Genomic DNA, 16,883 nt, shown 5'->3' on the forward strand with positions numbered 1-16,883 from the left:
GCGCCCTTGTTGTTTCACCTTCCACCGCCGGAGCCCATGCCGATGAAACGCCACGTCCCCTTGCTGCTTGCGCTGCTGTCGCTGGCCGGCCTCGCCAGCGCCGCCCCTCCCGCGCAGCGGGTCTTTATCGCCGCCGATTCCACCGCCGCCACGTATGGCCCGGAGCGCGCGCCGCAGGCCGGCTGGGGGCAGATGCTGCAGAGCTGGCTGGACCCGGGGCAGTGGCAGGTACGCAACCATGCCATCGGCGGGCGCAGCACGCGCAGCTTCCTCAATGAAGGGCGCCTGCAGGCCATTGAAAAGGAACTGCGGCCCGGCGACGTGCTGCTGATCCAGTTCGGCCACAACGACGCCAAGTTCGAGGACCCCACGCGGTACACCGATCCGGATACCGACTACCCGGCGTTGCTGTCGCGCTATGTGGCAACCGCGCGTGCCAAGGGCGCCACGCCGGTGCTGATAACCCCGGTCGCGCGGCTGCTGTACGACTTCGGCGCGCTGCTGGACACCCATGGGCTTTACACCCGGTCAATGCAGCGGCTGGCGCGCGAGCAGAATGTGCCGCTGATCGATCTCAATGCCAGCTCGATGGCCTGGATCCGCGCGCTGGGCGAGCAGGGCGCGCAGCCGTACTTCATGTTCGTGCCCGAACAGGGCAAGGCCGATGGCACCCATTTCAGCGCGGCCGGTGCCACCGCGGTGGCCTGTCTGGTGATGCGGGGCTGGGTGGAGCTGCAGCCGGAAATGAAGGCCATGCTGAAGCGCGATATCGATTGCGGTGCGGTCACCTCGTCGCCGACAACGACAGCGCCCCGCAGCGCTGCAACCGCCCTGGCTTTGTCCTCGCCTGCAGCAGTACCGAAGATCGAGGTGACGAACCCGCACGGCTCACAGGTGATCCGTGAACAGGACATCGCCCGCGAACAACCCGGTCCGCACGGCGGCGCCGGTCCGACCACCGCCTATTCGTTCTTTGCCGACGTGGCCGATCTGCCGTTCGTGCTGCGCAAGCGGGTGCTGCACAAAGGCGCCGGCATCGGCCTGCATCCGCAGCACAAGGACGAGATCTACTACATCGTCAGCGGCCGTGGCCGCTATGTGCTCGATGGCACGCACTATGACGTCGGCGCGGGTCACGCGCTGCTGACCCGCGCCGGCAGCACGCATGCACTGCAGCAGCACGGCGAGGCGGATCTGGTGCTGCTGCTGGCCTATCCGGCGATCGCGCCGCGCTGAGACCGGCGCAGCGCTCAGGCTGCGCCGGCAACGCCACGCTTGCGTGACCACCTCGCGCCGGTGGCCGCACTGTTCAAACTGCCTGCCGTTGCAGCAGTGCCCTGGATCGCCCGGGCCCAGGGTTTGCGGCCCTGAGGCACAAAACAGTGCCCAGCACCGTCGCCGGTTTCCATTGCCAGCGAATGGAGCAGCAGCGGAACCACATTGAACAGCCGGGTCCAGCACCGCCGCCGCCGGAGGATGTCCGCCAGCGGAATCCCGGTTTTCCCGGTTTTCCCATTGAACCCGTGCGCGATGACGTGCAGGCGCCGGTCGGTCGGGAACCGCCGGCCACCGACGGTTTCGCTGCCGCGCTGCCGAGTGGCGGCGGCTTCGCGCAGCAAGGTTTCGTCGCGATCATGTGCCGGGCGCATGCGGGCGGATCCCAGAGCGGGCAGGGCCGGGCGGCACTACCGGCGCCGGTGAGGCGTCCCGCCGGTCCGGCACATCATCTCGCAAAGGGAAATGATCCTTTGCCGCCGGGCGCGTTTTTGCCGGACGCACCGCGCCCTAGACTGCTCCCCTCACAGCCATCGTTCCACAGGAGCACGCCATGATTGAACGTCGCCCGTTCGCCAGCCTTGGGGGAGCCAATCACGGCTGGCTCGATGCCAAGCACCATTTTTCGTTTGCCGGTTACCACGATCCGGCGCGCATGCACTGGGGCGCATTGCGGGTGTGGAACGACGACACCATCGCCGCCGGCGCCGGCTTCCCGCCGCATCCGCATGCGGACATGGAGATCATCACCTACGTGCGCGAAGGCGCGATCAGCCACCAGGACGACCAGGGCAACCGCGGCCGCACCGTGGCCGGCGATGTGCAGGTGATGAGTGCCGGCAGCGGCATCCGCCACGCCGAGTACAACCAGGAGCCGGGCATCACCCGCATTTTCCAGATCTGGATCTTCCCGGAGCAGCGCGGCGGTACCCCGGCCTGGGGCGCGAAGCCGTTCCCGCGCGGTGAGCGTTCCGGCCGTTTCGTGGCGCTGGCCAGCGGCCTGCCCGGCGATGACGAGGCGCTGCCGATCCGGGCCAACGCGCGGGTGTCCGGCGCCACGCTCAAGGCCGGGGAGAGCACCGAATACCGTTTCAGCGATGCCAGCCGCTGCGGCTACCTGGTGCCGAGCACCGGCAAGGTCGAAGTCGACGGCGTGCTGATCGAGGCCCGCGACGGCGCCGCGATCAGCGGCGTGGACACGATCGTGGTGCGCGCGCTGGAAGATGCCGAGCTGGTGCTGGTCGATACCGCGGCCTGATCACAGGGCATTGCCCGGGGCACCAGGACAACGGCGCGGGACACCGCGCCGTCTGTCTGCCGGTTGCCGCAGGCCTCCCAGCGGACGTCACTCCGGCGCTGCGTCCGGGATCTGTTCCGCCGCCGCAGACGCCTTGCGGCGACGCGGAGCGGAACGGCGCGCGGCCTTGCGGGCGGTGCCGGTACGGGCCGGCTCCGCGCCCTGCGCGCCGCCAGCGGTATGCAGCTGCTCCAGCCACGACAGCGCATCGCTGTAGGCCAGAAAGTGCTGCAGGTACTCGGGCGAGATATCGCGCATCAGCGTCATCGCGCGGTGCAGCAGCACGCTCGAGTGCAGCGGACCGGCGTCTTCGGAGATCGCCTCCTGCGACTGCCGCAGCAGGCTGTCGATACGGATGCGGCCCCACAGCTGCTGGAACTCGTCCAGCACCGCGAGCGGTTCCCGCGCCGTGGTGGCCGCCGCGGTGGCGGTGGTGGCACCCGCCGGTGCCGCCGCTGTACGGGGTGGCCAGGCCGACAGCGCCGGTTGCGCCGCACCGCCGATATGCGCAAGCAGCGCACGCAGTGGCGTGGGAGGGCTCATGCCGGTATTCACCGCCGCCGTGGCCGGTGGCGAGGCCGCCACGACGCGGGCATAGTCGGCGACCAGCTGCGCCAGTCGCGCGTGCAGCAGCTGGGTGACCTGGCCGTCGTGCGCTGCCGCGCGCCGTGCCAGGCCGTCGATGAGGCTGAAGCGCAGCGGATCGATGCGGTCGGCGCCCTGTTCGCGCCACGCCTGCAGCTGCAGCCACGGTGAGGTCGGTTTATCGGCCATTGCCGGTGCTGTCCACCTTGGGGCGCGGAATCGGCGCGATCTCCACGCGCCGGTTCCTGGCCCGCCCGGCTTCATCGGCGTTGGAGCTGACCGGTTGTTCGGCGCCGAATGCGGCAGCGAACACCGACGCCGACGGCACCCCGTCGGCGATCAGGGTGCGCGTCACGGTCAGGGCGCGTGCGGCGGACAGTTCCCAGTTGTCGGCAAAACGGCCGTTGCTCACCCGCACCGGCTGATCATCGGTGAAACCGCTGACCATCAGCACCTCCTCGCGCGTGCCCAGATAGTCGCGCAGCGGCGCAGCCAGGCTCTGCAGCAGCGCGCGGCCGTCAGGCTGCAACTGGTCGGAGTTCAACGCGAACAGCACGCTGCCGCTGATGCCGATGCGGCCGTTGATCACGGTCACCCGGCCGGCCGCCAGGGGGGCGGCCAGAGCCTGCTCCAGCGTCTTGAGTTTGGCCGCTTCAGCCTGGCGCTGTTTGACCTCCTCATCCAGCTGGCGGGACAGCTGCAACTGGATGCCGATCACACCGGCCAGGATCAGCACGAACGCACCGAGCAGCACCGACATCAGGTCACCGAAGGCGGCCCAGGTGGTGGCGGTGGATTCGGAATCGAGCTCGATCTCGTCGCTCATCCGGTTTATGCCCCGACCGCGGCGCGCTGTCCGGTCAGCTGCTGCAGCTCACCGATGATCTGCTTCTGCGAGAGCATGCTCAGATCGATCACTTCACGCGCTTGGGCGACGTAGTAGGCGAGCTGCTCGTCACTGCGGGTGAGCGATTTCTCCAGTGCCGATTCGATCCCCTGCAGGCGCGCGTTCAATGCTTCGGTGGAGCTGCCGAACACCTGTACCGCGGTGCCGAAGGCTTCGCCCAGGCTGGCCACTTCCATCGCGCTGCTGGTGACGTGTGCGGCGGCATGGTCGAGCTTGCCGGTCTGGCTTTCTATCTGGGAGGAGAAACGGCTGCCGACGCGTTCGAGCAGATCGGCCGAGGTGCTGAGCAGCGCCTCCACCGCGGAGCGCTGTTCGGTGGAGGCATGGTTGACCGCATCGAGCAGCGTTTCCAGCGTGGCTAGCAGGCGGCTGCGTTCCTCCAGCATGGCGGTATCGCGCACCATGCTGTCGGACAGTTTCTGGCGCAGCTCGGCCACCACTTCGGCGGCCGCGCGCGGGGCTTCGGAGGCGCTCTGTACCAGGCGCGAAATCTCGGCAATGGTGTCGCGGGCATGTGCCTGTGACTGCTCGGACATCGCGTTGGCGGTCCGCGCCAGCGTGTCGCAGATCTCCTGCTGGCGGCTGGCGACATGGTCACTGCTTTGCTGCCAGCTCCGGCTCAGCGTCGTGGTGATGGCCGACAGGGCCTCGGACCATTGCGCCAGACGCTGCGTATCGCGCGCTTCCAGCGTGGCCTGCAGCTGGCCATGCGATTGCTGCATCGCGTCCAGCACGGTGCCGGTGCGCGTATCGAAACGTTCCGCCGCGGTGGTGAGCTGCTGCGCGTGGCGCGAGAGCTCGGCCAGGGTGTCGGTCGCGTTGCCCTGCAGCTGGGCGGAAACGTCGCCGGCCGTCTTTACCAGGGTGTCGCAGATGGCCTGCTGGCGGTTGGCGATCTGCTCGCCACTGTGCTGCCACTGCTGGTCGAGCGTGGCGGTCATCGCAGCGAAGCTGTCGGCCCACTGTGTCAGGCGCTGCTGATCGCGCGCTTCCAGCGTGGCCTGCAGTTCGGCATGCGAGTGCCGCATCACTTCCAGCAGCGCGCTGGCGCGCTGTTCGAAACTGTGTGCCACCTGGGTCAGGGCCTGCTCGTTGCGCGTGGCCAGCTGCTTGTTGATGTCCTGCTGATGCGACAGCGATTCGTTCCAGGCCCGCGTGGTGGCCTGGCTGCTCTGCTGCAGGTGCGACGACACGCTGGCCAGCAGATCGTCGGAGCGTTGCGCGAAGGTCTGGGTGAACTGCTGCAGGCTGTCGCGCAGGTGCTGCAGCAACGCATCATTGGTCTGCTGTTGCTGCTGTGTGGCCGCATTCCAGGTCTCGGCGGCCGCGCGGGTGGTGGCCTGCAGATTGCCGGCCAGACCATCGAGCTGCTGCTGCACGGCGTGGCTGACGCTGGCCTGCATCGCCGCGGTTTCGCGGGCGAGCCCGGCCAGCGTGGTTTCCACCACCGGCTGCAGCGCGTTGCCCACGGTCCTGGCGCTCTCGGCCATGCCGGCGGTGAGGGACTGCTGCAGCGAGCTGGCCAGTTGCAGATGGCTGGCTTCGGTGCGGCGGTGGAACTCCTGCTGGCTGCTGGCCAGACGTTCGGCGGCGCTGAGGTTGTGCTGTTCCAGCGTGGCCATCATCGACTGCAGGCGATCGACCAGGGCCGGCATCAAGCCGGTCTGCTGCTGCAGCAGGCGGAAGGCTTCTTCGCGCTGGTGGGCGTGCGAGTACGGACGCAGGGCGGTGGCCAGTTGCAGGTCCAGGCGCTGCACCGCGTCCACGCGTTCGCGCCGGCACAGCGCTGACAGCAGGCCGAGCATGGCCGAACCGGCGACACCGGCAATGGAGGTGCCGAAGGCGAATGCCAGACCCTTGACCGGCGCCCCGAGCGAGCCACGGATGGCTTCCAGATCGGTCGCGCTTTCCAGCGCCAGGCCGGTACCGCGCAGGGTCGCCATCATGCCCAGCAGCGTGCCCAGCATGCCCAGCAACACCAGCAGACCGACCAGATACGGGGTCAGCGCCGGTGCCGGCAGCGGCACGCGTTCGCCTTCCACGCGCAGCCGTACTGCGTTGCGCAGGCCCGGATGCAGGCGTGCCAGCCAGGCGCCCAGGTCGGACTGGGCCGGCGCGACATCGGCAAGGGCCTGCTCCAGGGTAAGCGTGGCCTGCCGGTAGCGGCGCAGCTCCAGTGCGCCGGCGAGATAGCAGGCGGCGATCACCGCGGTGATCCCCAGTCCCAGCAGATTGCTGGTGACATAGCCCGCGCCGATCCAGCAGATGGCGAGCAGACCGACAACAAATACGGCGACACGGAGCAAGGTCTTGGACATGAGGTTCGGTTTACCGGCTACGAAGCGCTGCAAGCAGGCCTTCAATGGGGTGGAAACGGACATCCAGTTCGGCCAGCAGCGCAGTGCGCAGGTCCTGTTCGAACACGGCCAGCCAGGGGCCGCACGGCACCGCTGCGGCATCTTCGGATATATCGGGGCAAGCAGGGGCCGCCAGGTCGTGCCGCCAGGCATCGTGCAGGCGGGAGAAATGCATACCCAGCAGGGCGGGCACGCGCGACAGCAGGCTGTGCTCGCGCGGGCTCAGGGTGGCCTCCATCACCGCGTCCACTTCGGCCAGCCGTGCCTTGGCGGGCGATTGCAGCGCGAGCATGTCGCGCAGGCGTCCACGCAGGGTGCCCGTGGTGATCTGCATCGAGCGCTGCACGCCCAGGTAGTGCTGGTGGTAGGGCGCGTAGGCTCCATGGGTCTGGATTTCGGCCGCGCCGATGCGTCGGGCCGGTGTCGCCGGCAGCCCCGCGTGGATCGTGTCCAGCAGCGTGGCCCGCAGCCGCGCGCACTCGGCGTCTTCATGGCTGTCGAAACCAGGCCCGTCCAGCGCCGCCGGAAGCCGGCCCTCCAGGGCCCTGGAAAGCGTGATCGCCCGGTTCCAGTCGAACCACTGGTTCAGCCGCTCGGACAGGGCCGGCGGCGCACGGGAAAGCTCCGCGTCCGCGAAGCGCGCCAGCAGGCGGATGAACGCCGGGCCTTGCAGGGACGCCCGTTGGGAAGCTTTCGCCATGGTTCCTGACTAAAAACGGGGCATTTTACATGGCCGGCCCCGCACCGCCGGACCGGCCCGGTTCAGCGGCGGCACCGGCCGCGCGAAAGGCCGCATTCAGCGGGCATGGCGCTTGAGCAGGTCCAGCAGCACCGCGGCCTCGGCTTCGCGCCGGGCCTGATCCGGTTCGGCCACCAGATGGTCGCTGAGGTGGCCGGCCATCACCTCCAGCATCAGCCCGTGCATGGCGCCCTTGGCCGCGGCTATCTGCACCAGCACCGCATCGCAGTCGTCGCCGGTCTCCAGCGCCTGTTCCAGCGCCGCCACCTGGCCGGCGATGCGGCGCACCCGGGTGAGCAGTTTCTTCCTGTCGCGCTGGATATGGGCCATGCGCGCATCATATACCCATGGGGGGTATATGATGCGCGCCACTTTTCTCCGAAGCCGCCGTCATGTCCCTGGACGCCCTTGCCGCCGCCCGCCGCCACCGCCATGCCTTCAGCGAAGGCAATCCGATGGCCGAAAAGAACACCCGTCGCGCCATGATCCTGACCGTGCTGATGATGGGGGTGGAGATCGCCGGCGGCTGGTGGTTCAACTCGATGGCGGTGCTGGCCGACGGCTGGCACATGAGCTCGCATGCGCTGGCGCTGGGCCTGGCCGCGTTCGCCTATGCCTGCGCGCGGCGCTACCGCGACGATCCGCGCTTCGCCTTCGGCACCTGGAAGATCGAGATCCTGGCCGGCTACACCAGTGCGATCCTGCTGCTGGGCGTGGCCGGGTTGATGGCGTTCGAGTCGATCGCGCGCGTGTTCAAGCCCAGCCCTATCCATTACCCGCAGGCCATCGCCATCGCCGTGGTGGGGCTGGCGGTGAACCTGCTGTGCGCCTGGTGGCTGCGCGACCAGCACCATCACGGTCATGACCACGCCCATGGCGATCACCACGATCATGGCCACCACCACGGCCATCACCATGACCTCAACCAGCGTTCGGCCTACCTGCACGTGCTGGCCGATGCGGCCACCTCGGTGCTGGCGATCATCGCGCTGCTGGGCGGCCTGTACTTCGGCGCTTCATGGCTGGACCCGCTGATGGGCATCGTCGGCGCGGTGCTGGTGTCGGTGTGGGCCGTTGGCCTGATCCGCCAGACCGGCCGGGTGCTGCTGGATGCGGAAATGGACGCCCCGGTGGTGGCCGAGATCCGCGAGGCGGTGGAGCAGGGCGCGGTGCCGGCGCGGCTGGCCGATCTGCATGTCTGGCAGGTCGGCCGTGGCCGTTTCGCCTGCGCAATGGAGGTGGTCACCGTGCCGGGTATTGCGGCGGAAACCTTCCACCGCGCGCTGTCCGTCCACGAGGAAATCGTGCATGTGACGGTGGAGGTGCGCCACGCCGCGGGGTGAGCTCTGCCGGCGGCGTGCATCGCGTGGCTTGAGACCGAACAGCCGCCCGGGGCGGCTGCTCCGTTGCGGCGCGAAGGGCAAGACGTCTCAGACGTCGCCGCCCTCGGCCCAGCCCTCGCCACTGCCGCGCTGGAACACGATATCGCCCTCGTGCACCTGGCCGGCCGGCAGGTGCGCGGTATCGGCCAGACGCGCGTAGATGGGGGTGAAGTCCGGTCCGGTCGCCGCCATCAGCTGCTCGAAGCTGTCGATGACGAAGTAGGTTTTCTGGAAGGTGTCGATGCGGTAGCGGGTGCGCATGATCCGCTCCAGGTCGAAGCCAATCCGGTTGGGCGCGGCGGATTCCAGCGAGTACAGCGATTCGCCCTTCGACGAGACGATGCCGGCGCCGTAGATGCGCAGGCCATCGGCGGTATTGATCAGGCCGAATTCCACTGTGTACCAGTACAGCCGGGTCAGGTTCTGTAGTGCGTCCGGGCCGATCGCATGCGCCTTGACGCCGCCACGGCCATAGGCGGCCATGTAGTCGGCGAACACCGGGTTCATCAGCAGCGGCACATGGCCGAACAGGTCGTGGAACAGGTCGGGTTCGGCGATGTAGTCGATCTGGTCCGGCCGACGGATCCACCAGGTCACCGGAAAGCGGCGGTGCGCCAGATGGTCGAAGAAATCCAGCTCCGGCAGCAGGCCTTCGACCCCGACCAGGGTCCAGCCGGTGGCCGCACCCAGCACTTCGTTGAGCTGGTCGAAACGCGGAATCATGTGCGCGCTCATGCCCATCGCGTCCTGGGCATCGAGGAATTCCTGGCAGGCACGGCCGACCAGCAGCTCGCGCTGGCGCTGGTACAAGGTGCTCCAGGTGGCGTGGTCATCGGCGCTGTAGCCGTCCCAGGGTTGCTCCACCACCGCGGTGGTATAGACCGGCACGTAACCCTTGTCGGTCTGCTGGTGTTCGACGCGGCGCGGGGTGGCTTCCATGACGGTGGTTCCGGGTAACGAGGGAATCCATCGATGGTAGGGACGAGGCCGCGCAACAGGTGTGCAAAGTTGCGACCCTGCGGCTTTGTGACGCAATATTGTTGCGCGTATCCAATGTTGCGGAGCAACAAAGATGGGTCCAGTCATGTTTGACCGAACGGATCTTCGGCTGTTGGCCGAAATCCAGCAGCAGGGCCGCGCCACCAACGCCGAGCTGGCGGCCCTGGTGAACCTTTCACCGTCGGCGTGTCTGCGCCGGATCCAGCGGCTGGAAAGCGAAGGGGTGATCGGCGGCTACGGCGCCCGCCTGGAGCCGCGCGCGATCGGGCTGGGACTGCAAGCGTTCGTACGGGTGCAGCTGTCCAAACATGGAAAGGAGGCGATCGACCACTTCGTCGAGGCGGTGCTGCTGTGGGATGAAGTGGTGGCCTGCCACGCGCTGACCGGCGACATGGATTACCTGCTGCACGTCTACGTGCGCGATCTGGACCACTTCTCCGCGTTCCTGCTGGACAAGCTTCTCAACGCCGCCGGTGTGGCCGACGTCAATTCCAGCTTCGTGCTGCGCGCGGTGAAGGAATTCCGCGCGCTGCCACTGTCACAGCTGGGACGGGGCTGAGCGGCGGTACCCGGGACGCACATGATCGCCCCGCCGGCGGTTGGACTCAGCGCGCCTGCTCGCCGCAATCCTTTTCCTTGCCGCGCAGTTTGTCGATGCGCGAGCGGCTGTCCTGGCAGCGCTGCACGGCCTCGGCCTGCAGCGCCGCGGCGCGGGCATCGGCGCTGCGTGCGCTGGCGACACGCGCCTGCTGCAGGCGGGCGACCCCGGCCCGGATCTGCGGCATCGCCGCCATGGCGGCCTTCTCGCCTTCCAGAATGGCGCGGCCGCGCTGCTCGAAATCGGCCGCACCGATATCCAGCACCTGCGGGCGGATGATCACATCGGCGCGCGCCAGTTCCTGCTCGCCCAGCCGCTGGCCCATGATGGTGATCGACTGGCCAACCGCGCCGAGCAGGCCGCTCGGGCGCTGGCCGGTGGCGCGGCTGGAGATATCCACCGCGATCACGAACTCGGCACCGAGCTGGCGTGCCGCGTCCACCGGCACCGGGCTGACCACGCCGCCATCGACGAAGGTCTTGCCGCCGATGCTGACCGGCTCGAATACGCCGGGAATCGAGCTGGAGGCGCGCACCGCCTGGCCGACATTGCCGCGCACGAACACCGCGCGGTCGCCGGTCTCCAGCTGGGTGGCGACCGCGGCGAACGGTTTCTTCAGCTGCTCGGCCGGCTTGTTGCCGACCTGGGTGTTGACGTAGTCCTGCAGCTTCTGGCCCTGCACCAGGCCACCGGAGAACAGTCGGATGTCGCGGATGCTGGCTTCATCCAGCGCCACCGCCTTCTGCTGCATCTGGAACGCGTTCATGCCGCTGGCATAGAGCGCGCCGACCACGCTGCCGGCGCTGGTGCCGGACACCACCACCGGCTCGAAGCCGTTGGCCTCAAGCATCTTGATCACGCCGATATGGGCAAAACCCTTGGCCGCGCCGCCGCCCAGCGCCACGCCAATCTTCACCGGCTTGACCGGGGTCACCGGCGCGGCCACCGCCGGTGCGGCGGGTTTGACGTTCTCACCGCCGCAGGCGGCCAGCAGGCCAAGCAGGGAAAGGGACAGCAGCAGGCGGGAAGTGCGCGCTTTCATGATTAACAGGGGGCGTCGGAAAGGGCGCCAGCATAGCGCTTCGCGCCTTGCCGACGCCGGCCCCCGTGCTCCCCGTTTAGAACCGGTTGTCGCCGTCCAGCAGCCGCCCCAGGCCGCCCAGCACCGAGCCTTCGCCGCGGCTCTGGCCACCGCCCTGCGGCGCGGCGGCGAACATGCGACCGGCCAGGCGCGAGAACGGCAGCGACTGCAACCACACCTTGCCCGGTCCGGTGAGGGTGGCCAGGAACACGCCCTCGCCACCGAAGACCATGCTTTTGATGCCGGCCACGCGGCGCACGTCCATGTCCACGCTGGCGTGATAGGCGACCACGCAGCCGGTATCCACATCCAGCCGCTCGCCGGCAGCCAGTTCGCGTTCGACCACGCAGCCACCGGCATGCACGAACACCCAACCATCGCCTTCGAGCTTCTGCATGATGAAACCCTCGCCGCCGAACAGGCCGGTCATCACCTTGCGCTGCAGCTGCACACCGACCTGCACGCCGCGCGCACCGGCCAGGAAGCTGTCCTTCTGGCAGATCAGCTTACCGCCGTGTTCGTCCAGCTTCATCGGCAGCACGGTGCCGGGATAGGGCGCGGCAAAGGCCACCTTCGCCTTGCCCTGGCCGGTGTGGGTGTAGAGCGTGGCGAACAGGCTTTCGCCGGTGATCACGCGTTTGCCGGCGCTCATCAGCTTGTCCATGAAGCCGCCGCCCTGGCCCTCGTGGCGGCCGTCGCCGAACACGGTGTCCATCTGCACCGCCGCATCCTTGAACATCAGCGCGCCGGCTTCGGCGATCGCGCTTTCGCCCGGATCCAGCTCGATTTCGACGAACTGCATCTCATGGCCGACGATGCGGAAGTCGATGTCGTCGGCGCGCGGGCGGCTGCCCCCCAGCGGCGGCGGCATCGGCGGCGGCGCGGCCTGGCCGCCCAACTCGGGCAACTGGCCCACCGCCAGCCAGCCCTGCATGCCTTCGCGCCAGGCCAGCGCCTGGTGATTGCCCTGCGCGAACTGGCGCGCGGCGGTCTCGTCAAGCGGGCCGATGCGGTCGGCCTGGCCGGGAACATGGAAATACCACTGGGTCATGGCGCTTTGCCTGGTAAGGGATGAGGAAGCCAAGTCTAGGCATAGCCGGCCTTTCACGCCGCTGACAGAGGTCATGCGGCTGAATGCTAGGGATTTGCGGCATGAATTCCGCGCTGCAACAATCCCGTGCCAGGCGCAGTTCCCATTCCTCCAACAGGTCCTTCTCCGCCATGACTCCGACCCGTACCGTCCGCGGCCGACTGCCGGCTGCGCATCCGCTGTTTGTCGCTGTGCTGGCCGTGCTGCCGTTGACCGCCGCCGCCCAGGACGTCCCCCCGGCCAAGGAGGCCGTCGCCCTCGATACGCTGCAGGTCACCGCGCAGCGTCGTGTGGAAAACGCCAAGGACGTGCCGGTCTCGATCACCGCCATCCAGGGCGAGAAGCTCGATGTGCTCGGCTCGGCCGGCGATGACATCCGCTTCCTGTCCGCGCGCGTGCCCAGCCTGAACATCGAGTCGTCCTATGGCCGTGCGTTCCCGCGGTTCTATATCCGCGGCCTGGGCAACACCGATTTCGATCTCAACGCCTCGCAGCCGGTGTCGCTGGTGTATGACGATGTGGTACAGGAAAACCCGCTGCTGAAGGGTTTCCCGCTGTTCGATCTGGCCGGCGTGGAAGTGCTGCGCGGCCCGCAGGGCACGCTGTTCGGCCGCAACACCCCGGCCGGCGTGGTCAAGTTCGATTCGGCCCGTCCGGCGCAGGACGCCGATGGCTACCTGAAGGTCGGCTACGGCAGCTACAACACCTGGAACACGCAGGGCGCCTACGGCGGTCCGTTGACCGATCGCTGGTCGGCGCGGGTGTCGGCGCTGTACCAGCGGCGCGACGACTACGTCGACAACACCCTGGCCAACGCGCCCAGCGACGGCTTCGAAGGCTATGACGAAGCGGCCGCCCGCGTGCAGTTCCTGTACGAGGGGGATGCCTTCGAAGGCCTGTTCAACCTGCACAAGCGCAAGCTCAACGGCACCGCGCGCCTGTTCCGCGCCAACATCCTCCAGCCGGGCAGCAACGCGCTGGTCGAGGATTTCGACCGTGACAAGGTCGCGCTCGATGGCGTGAACTATTCCGAGCTGGAAACCTGGGGTGGCAGCGCCCGCCTGAAATGGGATCTGGGCAAGCTCACGCTGTACTCGATCAGCGGCTATGAAACGGCCAAATCGCAGAACCGTGGCGACATCGATGGCGGCTATGGCGCCGCCTTCCTGCCGTTGTCCGGCCCGGGCTTCATCCCGTTTGCCGCCGAATCGATGGACGGCCTGCCCGACCACCGCCAGATCACCCAGGAATTCCGCGTCGAATCCAACGAGTGGGGCCGTTTCGACTGGCAGGCCGGCGTGTTCTATTTCGATGAAGACGTCACCATCGACAGCTTCAACTACGACTCGTTGAGCCCGGGCAATCCGCAGACCGGCCACGCCGTGCAGAGCCAGCGCAACAAGGCGTGGGCGGTGTTCGCCTCCGGCGATTTCGACGTGACCCAGAAGTTCAAGCTGCGTGGCGGCGTGCGCTACACCCAGGACAAAAAGGATTTCACCGCCAGCGTGCTGCAGGCCGTGCCGTTCGGTACTCCTGTCAGTGGCCCGTACATCGCCAATACCGATGTGGATGATGTCAGCTGGGACCTGAGTGGCGTCTACCAGCTCAACGACAACCTCAACGTCTATGCCCGGGCGGCCAAGGGCTTCCGCGCGCCGTCGATCCAGGGCCGGCTGGCCTTCGGTGGCGTCTCGCAGGCCGATTCGGAGACGGTGATCTCCTATGAAGCCGGTATCAAGGCCGACCTGTTCGACCGTCGCGCCCGGCTGGGCTTCAACGTGTTCCGTTACCACGTCGATGGCCAGCAGCTGATCGCCGTGGGAGGGGCCAACAACACCGCCACGTTGCTCAATGCCGACAGGACCATCGGCCAGGGCGCGGAGCTCGACTTCGAGGCCTACCTGACCGACACCGTGCTGCTGACCCTGGGCAGCAGCTACAACGACACGCAGATCAAGGACAAGGATCTGGCCGTGGCGATCTGCGGCGGCGGCTGCACGATCACCGATCCGACCACGATCATCAACGGCGGCACCTATGCGCTGGTCAACGGCAACCCGCTGCCGCAGGCGCCCAAGTGGATCCACAACCTGACCCTGCGTGCCGGCTTCCCGCTCACCGATGCCAGCGAGCTGTATGCCTATACCGACTGGGCCTATCGCAGCCCGGTCAATTTCTTCCTCTACGAATCGCCGGAGTTCCGCAGCCGCAGCTCGCTGGAGGGCGGCCTGCGGGTGGGCTACAACTGGGCTTACGGCCAGTACGACGTGGCGGTGTTCGGCCGCAACCTGACCAACCAGACCCGCGTGGTCGGGGCGATCGACTTCAACAACCTCACCGGCTTCCTCAACGAACCGCGCACCTACGGCGTGGAGTTCACCGCCAAGTTCTGAGCGTTGCGGTTGAAGGAGTGAAACACGCAGGGCGCGGCATGCCGCGCCCTGCGTGCATGCGGCCGTCGGCTCGTTGCCCGCCGTGCAAGGCGTTGTGCCGCACGGTGGCGGATGTAGAGGATGTAGAGGATGTCGCGCCGGGTGATGAGGCCGACCTCGGTAGTGAATTTCTGGAAGTGGCCGTGGTGGGCCGGGCTCACCTCGCCGAAGCTGCGGGGCGTGGAACGGCACGCCGACGTTGCGCGTGGGCGCCGGCACGCCGGCATCGAGTAAGTGCTGCACCGCCGCCCCGGTGTTGTGGCCGTCCGGCAGGGCCAGCGCCGCATTGCGCAGGCCCGGATGGTGGCCGGTGGCCCTGGTCAGGCTGCCGCAGAAGCGGCTCTTTAGCTTCTGCAAGCTGCGTTACCGGGCTTCGGAAAGCTCCGTCGCCAGCGCCGCCGTTTCGGCCGCACAGTCGCGCGGCGGCGTCCGCTTCAGGCTGCGGGCGTAGTGCAGTTCGCGCCGTGCCAGCGCCAGATCGGCGCTGAATTGCGGGTCGTCATGCAGCCGCGCCACGGTGGCCGCGCCCAGGCGCTGGCCCTGCAGCACATCGCTGTGCCAGTGCACATTGCAGACCAGCCGGCTGTGGCCGTAGTTGCGGCCGCGCTGGAGCAGGGCGGTGGCGTGCTGCGGATCGATTTCGGCCAGGATCAGCGCCCACGCCCAGCCGATGGCGGTGTGTCCGGACGGATAGGAACCGCTCTTACGCAGGCCGTCCTCGCTGTCCGGGGTGCAGGTCGGCTGCTGGTTGACCATGAACGGACGCGGCCGCTGGTAGTGGTGCTTGGCGGCCTTGGTGGCTGCGCTGGCGTCGATGCGGCTGCGTTCAAGCAGGCGGTACAGCGCCGGGGTGTGCGGTGTATCGACCGTCACGCCCAGCGCGCAGCTGAACTGGTTGGCGCCGGCCGGAAAACTGAGATCGGCATCGATGTGCGCCTGCGCAAAGCGCGCGCTGCCGTGCAGGGCCAGCGCCTGGGCGGCGACAGCCGTGTCCAGTGCGGCGGCGGCCGATCCGGGTGCGGGCGGCGGCGGGCTCAGCGCCAGACTGTCGGGGATGGCCGGACCATGCAGATAGCCGGTTACCGGCGGCGCCGCCCCGGCGTCTGCGGTGGTGGCCGACGGTATGGCCGGCGCGGGGGTGTCGACGAGGGCGGGCGTGCTGGCGCAGGCGCCCAGTGTGGTGGCCAGGACGAAGACGGCGCCCAGGCGTGGGAAACGGGAGGAAAAGGACATTGCGACGGTGACCGGAGCGGTGGAACAGGCGGCATGATCGCACCCTCGCGCCACGCCGGGGATCAGCCGGCGCAGGCCCAGGCGCTCAGCCGGCCATGCTCCTCGCGCACCTCGATGCGCCCGCCGAACACCTCCGACAGTGGTCCGGGCCGCAGCAGGTCCGCACGGTGGCCGTCGGCGAAGATGCGTCCCCCCTTCATCAGCACCACCCGTTCGATCTCCGGAATCACTTCCTCGATGTGGTGGGTGACCAGCACCAGGGTGATGCCGCGCTGGGCGAGGTGGCGCATGGTCTCCACCAGGTGCTGGCGCGAGACCAGGTCCAGTCCGGTGGACGGTTCGTCCAGCAGCAGTGCGTGGGGCTGGTTGACCAGTGCCCGGGCGATCAGCACGCGGCGGGTTTCCCCGGCCGACAGTTCGGCATAGCCGCGGCCCAGCAGTGGCAGGGCGCGGGCCAGTTCCAGCGCCTGCCGGGCACGCTCGCGCATGGCCGGGGTGATGTCGCGATGCGGCGGTACCACGTAGCTGGCGAAGAAGCCGGAAATGACCGCCTCCTCCACGCCCAGCCCGGGCATGTCGGCCAGGTTGCCGGACAGATCGCCGGTGACGATGCCCAGCTGCGCGCGCAACCGGTCCACCTGCCAGCGGGCCTGGCCCATCACCTTCACCGGCAGCTGGCCGTCGCCGCGCGCCAGCGGGTACAGCTCGCGCGTGATCAGCTTGATGAACGAGGATTTGCCGCAGCCGTTCGGCCCCAGGATCGCGGTGTGCTGGCCCTGCTCGATGCGCAGATTCAGCTCATGCAGCACGCGGACCTGGCCACGGATGACGCAGGCCTGGTCCAGTTCGATCAACGGGGCCGCGCCAGCGGCAGGTGCGATGGACATGCAGGACAGGACGGGGCAGCG

General features: G+C 68.2%; 16 protein-coding genes. 5 read left to right on the forward strand and 11 right to left on the reverse strand.

Annotation, left to right across the window (positions count from 1 at the left end):
* Positions 1–36: 36 nt before the first annotated feature.
* A complete protein-coding gene (locus ACVOMC_RS00405) occupies positions 37–1,236 on the forward strand; it encodes a GDSL-type esterase/lipase family protein (RefSeq protein ID WP_481522400.1) in 1,200 nt (399 codons plus the stop codon).
* 14 nt (positions 1,237–1,250) lie between these two features.
* Here ACVOMC_RS00405 and ACVOMC_RS00410 read toward each other — a convergent pair whose 3' ends face one another.
* Positions 1,251–1,649: a hypothetical protein gene (locus tag ACVOMC_RS00410; RefSeq protein WP_481522401.1), complete on the reverse strand. Its 399-nt coding sequence runs from the start codon at positions 1,647–1,649 to the stop codon at positions 1,251–1,253.
* 179 nt (positions 1,650–1,828) lie between these two features.
* On the opposite strand from ACVOMC_RS00410, the gene ACVOMC_RS00415 reads away from it, so the two are divergent.
* The gene (locus ACVOMC_RS00415) at positions 1,829–2,533 is read left to right on the forward strand and encodes a pirin family protein (RefSeq protein ID WP_481522402.1); all 705 of its coding nucleotides are present in this window, start codon (positions 1,829–1,831) and stop codon (positions 2,531–2,533) included.
* Positions 2,534–2,620: 87 nt separating this feature from the next.
* Here ACVOMC_RS00415 and ACVOMC_RS00420 read toward each other — a convergent pair whose 3' ends face one another.
* From ACVOMC_RS00420 to ACVOMC_RS00440, 5 genes are all read right to left on the reverse strand, one after another.
* Positions 2,621–3,346 (reverse strand): DUF2894 domain-containing protein, encoded by a 726-nt coding sequence (locus tag ACVOMC_RS00420; protein ID WP_481522403.1) that lies wholly within the window; start codon positions 3,344–3,346, stop codon positions 2,621–2,623.
* Positions 3,336–3,983, reverse strand: a complete 648-nt coding sequence (locus tag ACVOMC_RS00425; RefSeq protein WP_481522404.1) for an OmpA family protein — start codon at positions 3,981–3,983, stop codon at positions 3,336–3,338. Before ACVOMC_RS00425 ends, ACVOMC_RS00420 begins: the two co-directional genes overlap by 11 nt.
* A gap of 5 nt (positions 3,984–3,988) precedes the next feature.
* A complete protein-coding gene (locus tag ACVOMC_RS00430) occupies positions 3,989–6,382 on the reverse strand; it encodes a DUF802 domain-containing protein (protein WP_481522405.1) in 2,394 nt (797 codons plus the stop codon).
* A 10-nt stretch (positions 6,383–6,392) separates the two neighbouring features.
* Positions 6,393–7,121, reverse strand: a complete 729-nt coding sequence (locus ACVOMC_RS00435; RefSeq protein ID WP_481522406.1) for a DUF3348 domain-containing protein — start codon at positions 7,119–7,121, stop codon at positions 6,393–6,395.
* A 96-nt stretch (positions 7,122–7,217) separates the two neighbouring features.
* Complete coding sequence (locus tag ACVOMC_RS00440) at positions 7,218–7,490, reverse strand: metal/formaldehyde-sensitive transcriptional repressor (RefSeq protein WP_057505709.1); 273 nt, start codon at positions 7,488–7,490, stop codon at positions 7,218–7,220.
* Positions 7,491–7,552: 62 nt separating this feature from the next.
* On the opposite strand from ACVOMC_RS00440, the gene dmeF reads away from it, so the two are divergent.
* Positions 7,553–8,503, forward strand: coding sequence for a CDF family Co(II)/Ni(II) efflux transporter DmeF (gene dmeF / locus ACVOMC_RS00445; RefSeq protein WP_481522407.1), 951 nt, complete (start codon positions 7,553–7,555; stop codon positions 8,501–8,503).
* Between the two features lie 87 nt (positions 8,504–8,590).
* On the opposite strand, the gene phhA is transcribed toward dmeF, so the two are convergent.
* Complete coding sequence (gene phhA / locus ACVOMC_RS00450; RefSeq protein ID WP_054660215.1) at positions 8,591–9,481, reverse strand: phenylalanine 4-monooxygenase; 891 nt, start codon at positions 9,479–9,481, stop codon at positions 8,591–8,593.
* A 133-nt stretch (positions 9,482–9,614) separates the two neighbouring features.
* Here phhA and ACVOMC_RS00455 point away from each other — a divergent pair, with 133 nt between their 5' ends.
* Positions 9,615–10,100: an Lrp/AsnC family transcriptional regulator gene (locus tag ACVOMC_RS00455; protein ID WP_054660213.1), complete on the forward strand. Its 486-nt coding sequence runs from the start codon at positions 9,615–9,617 to the stop codon at positions 10,098–10,100.
* A 46-nt stretch (positions 10,101–10,146) separates the two neighbouring features.
* On the opposite strand, the gene ACVOMC_RS00460 is transcribed toward ACVOMC_RS00455, so the two are convergent.
* On the reverse strand, positions 10,147–11,181 hold the full coding sequence (locus ACVOMC_RS00460; protein ID WP_481522408.1) for a patatin-like phospholipase family protein: 1,035 nt from the start codon (positions 11,179–11,181) through the stop codon (positions 10,147–10,149).
* Between the two features lie 76 nt (positions 11,182–11,257).
* Entirely contained in the window at positions 11,258–12,271 is a 1,014-nt protein-coding gene (locus ACVOMC_RS00465) for a TIGR00266 family protein (protein ID WP_481522409.1), read from the reverse strand.
* A gap of 170 nt (positions 12,272–12,441) precedes the next feature.
* On the opposite strand from ACVOMC_RS00465, the gene ACVOMC_RS00470 reads away from it, so the two are divergent.
* Positions 12,442–14,703, forward strand: coding sequence for a TonB-dependent receptor (locus tag ACVOMC_RS00470; protein WP_481522410.1), 2,262 nt, complete (start codon positions 12,442–12,444; stop codon positions 14,701–14,703).
* A 402-nt stretch (positions 14,704–15,105) separates the two neighbouring features.
* Here ACVOMC_RS00470 and ACVOMC_RS00475 read toward each other — a convergent pair whose 3' ends face one another.
* Positions 15,106–15,975: an acid phosphatase gene (locus ACVOMC_RS00475; RefSeq protein ID WP_481522411.1), complete on the reverse strand. Its 870-nt coding sequence runs from the start codon at positions 15,973–15,975 to the stop codon at positions 15,106–15,108.
* A 62-nt stretch (positions 15,976–16,037) separates the two neighbouring features.
* Positions 16,038–16,862: an ABC transporter ATP-binding protein gene (locus tag ACVOMC_RS00480; protein WP_481522412.1), complete on the reverse strand. Its 825-nt coding sequence runs from the start codon at positions 16,860–16,862 to the stop codon at positions 16,038–16,040.
* Positions 16,863–16,883: the final 21 nt, after the last annotated feature.

The sequence above is a fragment of the Stenotrophomonas sp. STEN014 genome (assembly GCF_056760315.1).

Excerpts from the sequence above, each read along its gene's own strand:
- ACVOMC_RS00425 (WP_481522404.1), bottom strand. The coding sequence starts at position 3,983 with ATGAGCGACGAGATCGAGCTCGATTCCGAATCCACCGCCACCACCTGG.
- ACVOMC_RS00475 (WP_481522411.1), bottom strand. The coding sequence starts at position 15,975 with ATGTCCTTTTCCTCCCGTTTCCCACGCCTGGGCGCCGTCTTCGTCCTG.
- ACVOMC_RS00470 (WP_481522410.1), top strand. The coding sequence starts at position 12,442 with ATGACTCCGACCCGTACCGTCCGCGGCCGACTGCCGGCTGCGCATCCG.
- ACVOMC_RS00435 (WP_481522406.1), bottom strand. The coding sequence starts at position 7,121 with ATGGCGAAAGCTTCCCAACGGGCGTCCCTGCAAGGCCCGGCGTTCATC.
- phhA (WP_054660215.1), bottom strand. The coding sequence starts at position 9,481 with ATGGAAGCCACCCCGCGCCGCGTCGAACACCAGCAGACCGACAAGGGT.
- ACVOMC_RS00405 (WP_481522400.1), top strand. The coding sequence starts at position 37 with ATGCCGATGAAACGCCACGTCCCCTTGCTGCTTGCGCTGCTGTCGCTG.
- ACVOMC_RS00455 (WP_054660213.1), top strand. The coding sequence starts at position 9,615 with ATGGGTCCAGTCATGTTTGACCGAACGGATCTTCGGCTGTTGGCCGAA.
- ACVOMC_RS00430 (WP_481522405.1), bottom strand. The coding sequence starts at position 6,382 with ATGTCCAAGACCTTGCTCCGTGTCGCCGTATTTGTTGTCGGTCTGCTC.
- ACVOMC_RS00480 (WP_481522412.1), bottom strand. The coding sequence starts at position 16,862 with ATGTCCATCGCACCTGCCGCTGGCGCGGCCCCGTTGATCGAACTGGAC.
- ACVOMC_RS00460 (WP_481522408.1), bottom strand. The coding sequence starts at position 11,181 with ATGAAAGCGCGCACTTCCCGCCTGCTGCTGTCCCTTTCCCTGCTTGGC.
- ACVOMC_RS00420 (WP_481522403.1), bottom strand. The coding sequence starts at position 3,346 with ATGGCCGATAAACCGACCTCACCGTGGCTGCAGCTGCAGGCGTGGCGC.
- ACVOMC_RS00440 (WP_057505709.1), bottom strand. The coding sequence starts at position 7,490 with ATGGCCCATATCCAGCGCGACAGGAAGAAACTGCTCACCCGGGTGCGC.
- dmeF (WP_481522407.1), top strand. The coding sequence starts at position 7,553 with ATGTCCCTGGACGCCCTTGCCGCCGCCCGCCGCCACCGCCATGCCTTC.
- ACVOMC_RS00410 (WP_481522401.1), bottom strand. The coding sequence starts at position 1,649 with ATGCGCCCGGCACATGATCGCGACGAAACCTTGCTGCGCGAAGCCGCC.
- ACVOMC_RS00465 (WP_481522409.1), bottom strand. The coding sequence starts at position 12,271 with ATGACCCAGTGGTATTTCCATGTTCCCGGCCAGGCCGACCGCATCGGC.
- ACVOMC_RS00415 (WP_481522402.1), top strand. The coding sequence starts at position 1,829 with ATGATTGAACGTCGCCCGTTCGCCAGCCTTGGGGGAGCCAATCACGGC.